The following is a 10,562-nucleotide window of genomic DNA, read 5'->3' as shown; positions in this document are numbered from 1 at the left end:
GACCAAACAAGACACCAAAAACTGGCATCAAAAAACAACCACGCCCTAAACGGGAAAAAGAACGTGGCCAAAAAACAACAAACAAAAACCACCAAACACACTATTGAGTTCTCAAACAACACACCCGCTCGGCCGCGCAACGAGCCCGCGGCCAAAGGCCGCGTACTTGTAGTGCGGACGATCAGGAACCCACCGAAGTGGGGCTTCCCTCTGGGAGCCGCCGCGCTCTTCCGGGCCAGGCCCGTGTCGCAGCGACTCCGATAAGTTACGTGAGGGATAACTCTGAGTCAAATGGCCTGATAGGACGTGTCTTTCGGACTCCGACCTATCGCGCGCACCGGGGTGCGTCGACTCCAACAAGTGGTGTAACGCACACTGCGAATCGTTTGTTCCCGCGTTTCAGCCGACCCGCTCGACGCCCGCGATATTGCGCTTGCCTCGCCGCAGTACCAACCACCGGCCGTGTAGGAAGTCGCTCGGCTGCGGCACCCACTCCTCACTGTCGATGCGCGAGTTGTTGACATATGCGCCGCCCTCGCCGATCGTCCGCCGCGCGGCCCCCTTGCTCGGTGAGAGCCCCGTAGCCACCAGCAACTCCGTGATGGTGTCAGGGCCACCGGGCTTGAGCTCGGCCACCGAGGCTTCGCGCAGCGCGGCGGCCAGTGTCGGCTCGTCCAGCTGGGACAGCTCACCCCGGCCGAACAGCGCCTGACTGGCATGTTCGACACCCGTCGTCGCCGCCTCGCCGTGCACCAGCGTGGTCAGCTCGCGGGCAAGTCGGCGCTGGGCCGCGCGTTCATGCGGCTTCTCTGCGGTGGCCTGCTCGAGTTCCGCGAGTTCGTCGCGGGACAGGAAGGTGAACCATCGCAGGTACCGGATGACGTCGGCGTCGGCCGTGTTGATGAAGTACTGGTACCACGCGTAGGGGCTGGTCATCTCCGCGTCCAGCCACAGGCTGCCGCCGCCGGTCGACTTGCCGAACTTCTTGCCCTCGGAATCCGTCACCAACGGCGTCGTCAACGCGTGCACCGTCGCACCCGCGATCTGGCGGACCAGCCGCACCCCGGCGATGATGTTCCCCCACTGATCGGAGCCGCCGACCTGCAGCGCGCAGCCGTACCGCCGATGTAGCTCCACATAGTCGTTGGCTTGCAACAGCATGTAGCTGAACTCGGTGTAGGAGATGCCGTCGCCCTCGAGTCGGCGCCGTACCGTCTCGCGGTCGAGCATCACGTTGACCGAGAAGTGCTTACCGAGGTCGCGCAGGAACTCGATGGCCGACAGCTCGCTGGTCCACGTCAGGTTGTTCTGCACGATCGCGCCGGTCGGGGAATCGTCGAAGTCGACGAACCGCTCCAGCTGGCCGCGGATTCGGTCGGCCCATTCCGCGACGGTGTCGGCGGTGTTCAGCGTCCGCTCCCCGGTGTCACGCGGATCTCCAATCATGCCGGTAGCGCCACCCGCCAGCACGATCGGCCGATGCCCCGCCTGCTGGAATCGGCGCAAGGTGAGCAGTGGAATCAGGTGCCCGGCATGCAGGCTCGGCGCGGTCGGGTCGAAGCCCGAATAGACAGTCACCGGTCCGGAGGCCAGCTCGCTCGCGAGCGCATCCCAGTCGGTGGACTGTGCGATCAGCCCACGCCATTCCAACTCGTCGAGAATCGCCGCGTCCGCAGAAGTCACGCCTCGATCTTCCCTTACCGTCAACGCTGATGTTGTTGCAGATCGAGGGCTATCACCTGCCGGGCCGCGTGTGGCAGTCCGGCCACGAGTGCTACGACAACGTTCACGTCGGCATCCAGGTCGGCAAACAGCCGAGCGACCTCGTGCGCGGCGACGTCGGCTCCGCGTCCTGGTCGCTGCCGATCGAGGTGGTCACCGTCGACGGTGGGCTGGATTTCCGAGGCGCCGCGGTGCAGGGCAGGCGCGGCGACCGGTTCGTTTATCTGACGTGGGGCACCGTCGACGACGGCGGATCATTCGCGATGTTCCGCCGCGCCAAGCTCATGCTCGCCGATCTCGCACCGCTGATCGGGGCCGCCACCCGGGTGATCGCACGGGTCGATCTCACCGACGACCGTGGCGGACCGCGGTGTGCCAGGCTCAAACCGCCTGCGCTGAGCCTCCACCGCGCCGATTAGTCACTTGCACCGGGCGCGGGCGCCCGCGGACTACGGCGATACAGCGACACCTCGGGACGGCCGGCGATCCAGAACCGCCACGGTCGGTCGGCCGCCTTGCTGACCCCGACGCGCGGACCCGCCACACCATCGCTCTCCTCGGCGAACGTCAACCTGACCGGGCTGCTGGGATCGAACAAGTCGATTCCGTTGTCCTCCATGGTGATTCCGAGTGCTGAGCAGAGATTGCCTGGGCCGCGCGCCAACGCAGTGGGCCGCGTCGCGTCGCCGCGTCGGGCCCGCGCTTCGTCGACACCAGCCTCCACGGCCGCCGCGCGCAACAGCACCGCCGCCGCTACCCCATCGCTGGCGCACACCACGTTCGCGCACACATGAATGCCGTGGCTGCGGTAGGTGTAGAGGCGCCCGGCCGGACCGAACATCACCTTGTTGCGGCCGGTCGGTCCCCGATACGAATGCGCCGCGGCGTCCGGCCACGGGCCAGCGGCCGGCCCGCCGTAGGCCTCCACTTCGACGATCATCGCCGACACTCCCCGCCCGGTCAGCGACGCTCCGAGCAGTCGCCGCGCCGCGGTGATGGGATCGACGGACAGCAGCGCGGCGCTCACCCGAGCGATTGTGCCCGCGGGCCTTGACACGCACATCGTCGGGGAGCACTATTCATCACATGATGAGTTCATCGAGCGATGAATTCCGTCGCAACCCCGCCGACGTCGCCATCGACGTTCAGAACCTGCGCGTCTTACGCGGCAAGCGGGTCGCCCTCGACAACATCTCGGTGCAAATCGCCCGCGGCACCATCACCGGTCTGCTGGGCCCGTCCGGGTGCGGCAAGACGACGTTGATGCGCTGCATCGTCGGCACGCAGATCGTCGCCTCCGGGACGGTGACGGTGTTGGGCCGCCCCGCAGGGTCGGCCGACCTGCGCCACCGCGTCGGCTACGTCACTCAGGACCCGACCATCTACGACGACCTTCGCATCCTCGACAACGTGCGGTATTTCGCCGCGCTGTACGGCACCGACGCCAACGCCGCCGATGAGGCGATCGCCGCCGTCGGCCTCGAGGATCATCGAACCGCGTTGTGCGGCAACCTTTCCGGTGGCCAGCGCACACGCGCGTCGCTGGCCTGCGCGCTGGTTGCCCATCCCGAACTGTTGGTGCTCGACGAGCCCACCGTCGGTCTCGACCCCGTGCTGCGGGTGGAGCTCTGGGAGCAGTTCCACCAACTCGCCAGGCGCGGAACGACTTTGATCGTCTCCAGTCATGTGATGGATGAGGCGGACCACTGCGGCGACCTGTTGCTGATGCGCGAAGGCCACCTGCTGACCCACAGCACACCGGCGAAGCTACGGGAGGACACGGGATGTCAGTCACTGGAGCAAGCGTTTCTGTCCGTCATCCGGCGCAGCACCGCAGCCGTGGCAAGCTGAGCCCACAGGGCTACCTCGCCACCACCGCACGGATTCTGCGTCAGCTCGCCGCCGACCATCGCAGTGTTGCGATGATCCTCGTCGTGCCGAGCGTCATTATCACGTTGCTGTACTTCATGTTTCAGAACGCCCCGCACCGGCCCGGCGCGCCGAGCCCGTTCAACAACGCCTGCCTGATCATGCTCGGGGTTTTCCCGCTGATCGTCATGTTCCTCATCACGTCGATCACCATGCAGCGAGAACGCGCCTCGGGCACCCTCGAGCGGATTCTGACCACTCCCCTTCGCAGGCTTGATCTGCTCGCCGCCTATGGCACCGCGTTCTCCATCGCCGCGGCCGCCCAGGCCACCTTGGCTTGTCTGGTGTCGTACCTGTTCCTCGGTCTGGACACCAAGGGCAGCCCGGTCCTGGTGTTCGTGATCGCGATCATCAACGCGGTGCTCGGCGTCGGACTGGGGCTGCTGTGTAGCGCCTTCGCGCGCACCGAGTTTCAGGCGGTGCAGTTCATGCCGGTGGTGATCGCCCCGCAGCTGTTGCTGTGCGGCATCATCGTCCCCCGCGACGTGCTGCCCGACTGGCTGCAATGGATCAGCAATGTGCTGCCTGCCAGTTACGCTCTGGAGGCGCTGCAGCAGGTCGGTGCATACTCGGAGCCGACGGCGATCGCCGCGCGTGACATCGCCATCGTCGTCGGTTTCGCGGTGCTGGCGCTGGCGCTGGCGGCGGCAACGCTTCGACGGAGGACTCCATAGCGTGACGGCAGAACTCGAACGCAAACGGCCGGGGCGCCCGCCAGGGCCGTCCGACTCGCGTGATCGCATCCTGTCGAGTGCGCGTAACCTGTTCGCCCGCAACGGCATTGACAAGACATCCATCCGCGCGATAGCCAAGGACGCCGGCGTCGACCCTGCGTTGGTGCACCACTACTTCGGCACCAAGACCCAACTGTTCGCCGCGGCCATCCACATTCCGATCGACCCCATGCAGGTCATCGGCCCGCTGCGGGAGGTCCCGGTCGACCAACTCGGTCACGTCCTGCCGCAGATCCTGCTGCAGCTGTGGGATTCGGAGCTGGGCAAGGGTTTCATCGCGACGCTGCGTTCCATCCTCGCGGGCAGTGAAGCGTCGCTGATCCGGTCGTTCTTGCAGGAAGTGATCGCCGTCGAGGTCGGCAACCGGGTGGACAATCCGCCCGGCAGCGGGCGACTTCGTGTCCAGTATGTCGCGTCCCAGTTGGTCGGCGTCGTGATGGCGCGCTACATCCTGGAGTTGGAGCCGTTCAAATCGTTGCCCGTCGAGCAGATCGCCGAAACCATCGCGCCCAACCTGCAGCGCTACCTGACCGGTGAGCTACCCGGCCTGGCCTGACGCGCGATCCAGCATCCGCTGGTGTTCGGCGTCGTCGGTCACGGCCACCGCCTCGTCGACGAGCAGCACAGGGATGCCGTCCTCGATCCGGTAGGCGCGCCGCAGCCGCGGGTTGTACAGGTATTCCTGATGCGCTGGGTCGACCAACAACAGCGGACCGAGGTCCTGCGGGCAGACGAGAATGCTCAGCAGTTTTTCGTCGAGCACGTCGTCTGGCTACCCGACGCCGATGAAGGCGCCCGGAGTTCCGCCCGGCTCAACCGGCACGCCCGGCGGAACGGCCGGTCCCATACCAGGAGGCGCCTGGCCGATACCGAAGTTGTATCCCGGTTGCGACGGGTTGTTCGAGTTCTGCTGCAGCGCCTGCATCTTGCGCTGGTAGGCAAGCGTGTCTTTGAGCGCCTCGATCAACGGCGCCTGGTTCGGCCGGTAATCCAGCGCCTTGGTGATGGCGTCCTTGTTCGCGTTGGAAGGTTTGAAGCCCTGCGCGCGCAGTTTCAGCACGCTGTGGATCAGTTGGGACAGCTGACCGCCGCCAGCACCCGTGTCATAGTCCTGCGCAATGATGGCCAGCGCCTGATCGGCCGTCATCGCAGGGGCAGCGCCGTCGGTCGGCGCGCTTGCCGCAGCCGGATCGTTCTTGGCGCACTCGGCCCCTGTGCAGCTCTGACCGGGCTCGGCGAACGCCGGCGCCACTCCGAGGCCCCCGAGGAGTCCGATGGCCACGGCGCCGCTGCCCAAGACGCCGGTGACCGCGCGCCGCAGATTACCGTTCTGCAATGTCATCTCCTCCTGCCGCCAGCGGGAGCCTAACAGTGATACCGCCTCACTGTTGGGCGCCGACGATCTCGGTGCGTACTGCCACAGTCAACCGCTTGTATCGATTCGTATCGGGATCCAAATACCAGGCGTTACGCGACGGTTTGGGGACCCCCTGCTCTTTGAGCGGGGCAACCAGCGGACGGTATGTCGCGGACAGCTTCATCTCCGGCACCACATGCACGATGTCGGGCGGGCTGCCGACGGGCAGATCGGCCAGTGCCTCGTTCAGATCCGCCGACGGGATGCTGCCGCCCGGGCATAGCGCCAGCGCGGTGACGGCCAGCTGTCTGCCGTTCACGTCGACCCCGTAGGTGACGGCCAGGTCGACGGCGCCGAGCCTGCCGACGGCGTCGTTGACCGGCGCGGCGAACACGCTGCCGCGCTCGGTGTGGAGCACGGCGCCGCGGTTGTCGACGAGCCAGAAGTCGCCGTCCTCGTCGCGACGGAACAGGTATTCGGTGGACACCCAGGTGTCCGCGGGGGCGAAGACGCCACGCTTGACCGACGCTGTCGGGTCCACCGGGCCGCGCGGGTGGGCCAGCAGCACACCGACCTCATTGGCCTCGGCCCTACGGACGAAGCCGCGTTCGTCCTCGAGGATCAGGTCATCCTCCGGGTCGTATGCGGCCAGTTCGACGTAACCGCCGCCCGGCAGCGGCCTGCCCTTGCTGCCGATCTTCGCGCCGGACACGTTGGCCAACACGGCCTGGCCGTCGGTCGTCGCGAAGAACTCGAGGACGTGCGCGGGCGCGAACACCTCCTCGACCCGCTTCCACAGACCGGTCGGCATACCGGACCCGATGAACAGCCGGACCGGGTGGCTGCCCGTCAACGAGAACGACGGATCGTCGATGACCGCGCGCAGCATCGCCCACGTGTAGGACACGACAGTGACGCCGTACTGACGGATCTCCTGCAGGAACCGCGCCGGCCGCAACTCCCGCGACAACGCGATGCGCGATCCGCCGACGACCGCGCCGCCGAGGCTCACCAGCAGCCCGGACTGGTGGTGCAGCGGCGTGAGGCAGTAGACGGTGTCGCCGCGCCCGAGGTTGGCCGCCGATGCGGTGCCGAACGCGGACAGCGACCAGCGGTAGTTGGTGATCTGGCGGGCCACCAGGTCGCCGTTGATGTTGCTGAACCCGATGAACGCCAGGTCACGGGCCAGTCCGGGGTTCGGTCGGTACCACCCGGGCAGGTCGACGACGTCGGGGTCGATCTTCTCCATGTCGACCACATCGGCCTGCTCGGGCAGATGTAGGTCGCGCGATTCGCCGCCGCCGAGCACCAGTACCCGCGTACCGAGTCTGCGGGCGGCTTCCAGGTTGCTCGGGTCGGCGATGATCTCCGAAACCGCGCCCAGCCGTGCGGCCTGGACGAGGTCGACGTCGGGCGGCATCAGCACCGCGACGGCGCCGAGGCGCGACAGTGCGGCGATCGCGACGAGCGCACTGGGCCGGGTCTCCATGAACACGCCGACGTGCGAGCCCTGCCGGACGCCGACCTCGATGAGGCCCCGTACGACGTTGTTGATCCGGCGGTCCACCGCCTCGTAGGTGTGCACACGTCCGTCGAACAACAAGCACTCGCCCTGCGGGGCATCGCGCGCCTGCTCGGACATGATGCGCCCGAGCGAGATCCGGGTGTGATCGTTGATCTGGCCGAGGCGCGCGAGCCTCGGCAGGGTCCGATACGTCTCGACCGCCAGCGTCCGCGCCGACTTGTTGGCGGCCACCACGGCCTCGGCGGCGGTGCGGGCCAGACTGAACGCCAACTCGGTCGCCGCGGCGGTGGTGTGCGCCACCCGTGACGTGAACGAGACGCCGCTTTCGGTGTGCTCCGCAGGCTGCAGCGCCATCGGGTGGACGCCCTCGGGCTGGTCTCCGGTGCCGTCGATCCATTTGACCCACTGCGCGACGGTGGGCCACGTCTGACTGGCCGCCTTCGAACCGACCACCAAGCCGAAATGGCCTGCGCGGATGAGGAATTCGTAGACGTCGGCCTTGGGGGCGGCGCGCTTGATGCCACGCACCGATGCCGGTTGACCGATGTCGTCGACCTCGCCGACGACGGCCAGCACCGGGCAGTCGATATCCGACAGCGTGACCAGGTCGCCGTGGATCGAGAAGCCGCCGCTCATCATCCGGTTGTGGGCGATAAATTGCTTGAGCAGCTCGGCGATGGCGGGCCCAGACCATGCGATCCAGCCTTCGGAGGCCAGGAATCTGCGTTGTTGTTCACGGCTCAGCAGCGCCTCGCGGTCGTGCAGCTGACGGAGGAAGTCCAGCCGCGACTGCGCGGTCTTGATGGGGTCGAGCATCTGGAAACCGGTGCGGGCGAGCCAGCCGGGGATGTCGATGCGGCTGAACACGTGGTCGGCCATGAATTCGGCGGCCGCGGGCGCCATGCTGGCGGGCATGTTCATCGGCAGCGCGGCAAGCGTGTCGACAGGCGACCCGAAGGCCACGATGCTCGCCAGGTCCTTCGACCGGCGATAGGCCGCCGTTTGATAGGCGAACATGCCGCCTTGCGAATAGCCGGCCAGATGCACATCGCGACCGGTGACCTCTTTGACGGTGTCGATGGCTTCGCTCAGCGCGACGACGTGGTCGGCGAGGTTGCGCTCCATGCCGCCCTCGACCTTGTCGGGCGAGCCGAAGTCGATGACCCACGGATCGATGCCCGCTTTGTGCAGGATGCCGACCGCGCCGTCGTCGCGGGTGACGTCCCACATATCGGCCGACATCATCATCGGATGCACCATCAGGACCGGAGGCCCCGGCCGTTTGGCGCCCGGCCGTGCGTCCGGCGGGAAGTAGCGCCGCAGCCGGTACATCGGAACGCTCTCGATGATCTGAAATGGAGAGGGCACCGCCCCGGTCTCGAGGCCGCCGTAACGCAGCACTTCCAAACCGTTCTGTGCGGTGGCCACCAGCCGCCCCACAGGCCTGGTAATAGCCGACAGGTCCACCACTTCTCCCCTTAATGCGCATTCAGTCCCCCGACTGCACCGGTCATCATTTCACGCCGCACACATATCATCGGCGCCTGATGGCGAATCTGATCAACGTCGAGAAGGCGACCGTCGGGTACGGCACTCGGACACTGCTGGACGAGGTCAGCCTGGGCGTCGAAGAGGGCGACGCGGTCGGTGTCGTCGGCCGAAACGGCGACGGCAAGACCACCCTGCTTCGAGTGTTGACGGGCACCCGGCCACCCGATTCGGGCCGGGTCACCCACACCTCCGGTTTGTCGGTGGGCTACTTGCGCCAAGGCGACGAGCTGATCGGCGCCACGGTGCGCGACGTGATCGTCGGTGGTCGCGCCGACCATGTGTGGGCGGCCGAACCGGAGACACGTGAGGTGGTGTCGCACCTGTTGTCGGGCATCGACCTCGACTCCCCCGTTGCGGTGTTGTCCGGCGGCGAGCGACGGCGGGTGGCGCTGGCCGAGGTGCTGTTGGCCGGCCACGACGTGCTGGTGCTCGACGAGCCCACCAACCACCTCGACGTCGAGGTGATCGGGTGGCTGGCCGGGTATCTGACGGGGCGGCGCGCCAAGGCGCTGGTGGTGGTCAGCCACGACCGCTGGTTTCTCGACGCGGTGTGCACGCGGACCTGGGAGGTGCACGACGGCGCGGTCGACGCGTATGACGGCGGATACGCCGCGTACGTCCTGGCGCGGGCCGAGCGGATGCGGGTCGCCGCGGGCACCGAGGCGCGTCGACGCAACCTGATGCGCAAGGAGTTGGCATGGCTGCGCCGCGGCCCGCCGGCACGTACGTCGAAACCGAAGTTCCGGATCCAGGCCGCCAACGACCTGATCGCCAATGAGCCGCCGCCGCGCGATTCGCTTGTGCTGCAGCGCTTTGCCACCACCCGGCTGGGCAAGGACGTGTTCGACCTGCACCGGGTGGTGTTGCAGGCCGCCGACCGAGTGATCCTGGACCGTGTCGACTGGTCGATCGGGCCGGGCGCCCGGATCGGGTTGGTCGGCGTCAACGGCACGGGGAAGACGTCGGTGCTGCGGTTGTTGAACGGCGAACTGCAGCCGTCCGCGGGCACGATCAAACGCGGAATCACGCTGCGGATCGGCTACCTGAGCCAGGCGCTTGCCGAACTCGACGGTGCCACCAAGGTGCTGGACGCCGTCGAAAACCGCCGTCGGGTCACCGAATTGGCGGGCGGCCGGGAGATCAGCGCGGACACCCTGCTCAAGGATTTTGGTTTCATCGGCGACAAGCTGACGACGCGGATCGACGAACTCTCCGGCGGCGAGCGACGCCGTTTGCAGTTTCTGCGACTGCTTCTCGACGAACCGAATGTGTTGCTGCTCGACGAGCCCACCAACGACTTGGACATCGATACGCTGACGGTGATCGAGGACTATCTGGACGGCTGGCCGGGCACGCTGATCGTCGTCACCCACGACCGGTATTTCCTGGAGCGGGTCAGCGATGTGACGTATGCGCTGACCGGTGGCGGCCGGTGCGATCTACTGCCAGGCGGCATCGAGCAGTATCTGACCGACCGCGCCAATGCGTCTGGCGAGACCAAGGTTTCGACGCCGGCGCGGGGCGAGTCGGCGTCGGCGCGCGAGCGTCGGGCTGGCAAGGAGATGGCCCGCATCGAGGGGCAGCTCGAAAAGCTGGACGGCCAGATCACGGCGCTGCACGAGTCGATGGCCGAGGCGGCGGCCGATCACGTACGCGTCGGCGAGCTCAACGGTCAGCTGCAAGAGCTGTTGGAGCGTAAAGAATCCTTGGAGGAGGCCTGGTTGGCTGCAGCCGAGGAATAGAC

The 10,562-nt window shown here is 66.9% G+C and carries 10 protein-coding genes; 5 read left to right on the top strand and 5 right to left on the bottom strand.

Annotated features, from left to right (window positions below):
* Window positions 1-399: 399 nt before the first annotated feature.
* Window positions 400-1,683 (bottom strand): tyrosine--tRNA ligase, encoded by a 1,284-nt coding sequence (gene tyrS / locus C1A30_RS21135; RefSeq protein WP_101950045.1) that lies wholly within the window; start codon window positions 1,681-1,683, stop codon window positions 400-402.
* Between the two features lie 29 nt (window positions 1,684-1,712).
* Between tyrS and C1A30_RS21130 the strand changes: the two genes are divergently transcribed.
* On the top strand, window positions 1,713-2,141 hold the full coding sequence (locus C1A30_RS21130) for a DUF5990 family protein (protein WP_101950044.1): 429 nt from the start codon (window positions 1,713-1,715) through the stop codon (window positions 2,139-2,141).
* Here the strand turns inward: C1A30_RS21130 and C1A30_RS21125 are convergent.
* A complete protein-coding gene (locus C1A30_RS21125; protein WP_200828325.1) occupies window positions 2,138-2,785 on the bottom strand; it encodes a DNA-3-methyladenine glycosylase in 648 nt (215 codons plus the stop codon). The two genes, C1A30_RS21130 and C1A30_RS21125, sit on opposite strands and share 4 nt — an antisense overlap.
* 23 nt (window positions 2,786-2,808) lie before the next feature.
* On the opposite strand from C1A30_RS21125, the gene C1A30_RS21120 reads away from it, so the two are divergent.
* From C1A30_RS21120 to C1A30_RS21110, 3 genes are read left to right on the top strand one after another with little or no spacing between them, the layout of a single operon-like run.
* The gene (locus C1A30_RS21120) at window positions 2,809-3,573 is read left to right on the top strand and encodes an ABC transporter ATP-binding protein (RefSeq protein ID WP_101950042.1); all 765 of its coding nucleotides are present in this window, start codon (window positions 2,809-2,811) and stop codon (window positions 3,571-3,573) included.
* Window positions 3,507-4,325: an ABC transporter permease gene (locus tag C1A30_RS21115; RefSeq protein WP_235010026.1), complete on the top strand. Its 819-nt coding sequence runs from the start codon at window positions 3,507-3,509 to the stop codon at window positions 4,323-4,325. Before C1A30_RS21120 ends, C1A30_RS21115 begins: the two co-directional genes overlap by 67 nt.
* 1 nt (window position 4,326) lies before the next feature.
* Complete coding sequence (locus C1A30_RS21110) at window positions 4,327-4,941, top strand: TetR family transcriptional regulator (RefSeq protein ID WP_101950041.1); 615 nt, start codon at window positions 4,327-4,329, stop codon at window positions 4,939-4,941.
* Here C1A30_RS21110 and C1A30_RS21105 read toward each other — a convergent pair.
* From C1A30_RS21105 to C1A30_RS21095, 3 genes are read right to left on the bottom strand one after another with little or no spacing between them, the layout of a single operon-like run.
* On the bottom strand, window positions 4,924-5,148 hold the full coding sequence (locus C1A30_RS21105; protein WP_101950040.1) for a Trm112 family protein: 225 nt from the start codon (window positions 5,146-5,148) through the stop codon (window positions 4,924-4,926). The two genes, C1A30_RS21110 and C1A30_RS21105, sit on opposite strands and share 18 nt — an antisense overlap.
* Before the next feature lie 9 nt (window positions 5,149-5,157).
* Window positions 5,158-5,727, bottom strand: a complete 570-nt coding sequence (locus tag C1A30_RS21100; RefSeq protein ID WP_101950039.1) for a hypothetical protein — start codon at window positions 5,725-5,727, stop codon at window positions 5,158-5,160.
* 40 nt (window positions 5,728-5,767) lie between these two features.
* Window positions 5,768-8,737 (bottom strand): acyl-CoA synthetase, encoded by a 2,970-nt coding sequence (locus C1A30_RS21095; protein ID WP_369974145.1) that lies wholly within the window; start codon window positions 8,735-8,737, stop codon window positions 5,768-5,770.
* 77 nt (window positions 8,738-8,814) lie between these two features.
* Between C1A30_RS21095 and C1A30_RS21090 the strand changes: the two genes are divergently transcribed.
* Window positions 8,815-10,560, top strand: a complete 1,746-nt coding sequence (locus C1A30_RS21090) for an ABC-F family ATP-binding cassette domain-containing protein (RefSeq protein ID WP_101950371.1) — start codon at window positions 8,815-8,817, stop codon at window positions 10,558-10,560.
* Window positions 10,561-10,562 lie beyond the last annotated feature (2 nt).

This window comes from Mycobacterium sp. 3519A (genome assembly GCF_900240945.1).
Classification (GTDB): Bacteria; Actinomycetota; Actinomycetes; order Mycobacteriales; family Mycobacteriaceae; genus Mycobacterium.
This window is presented reverse-complemented; position numbering and strand designations above follow the sequence as displayed.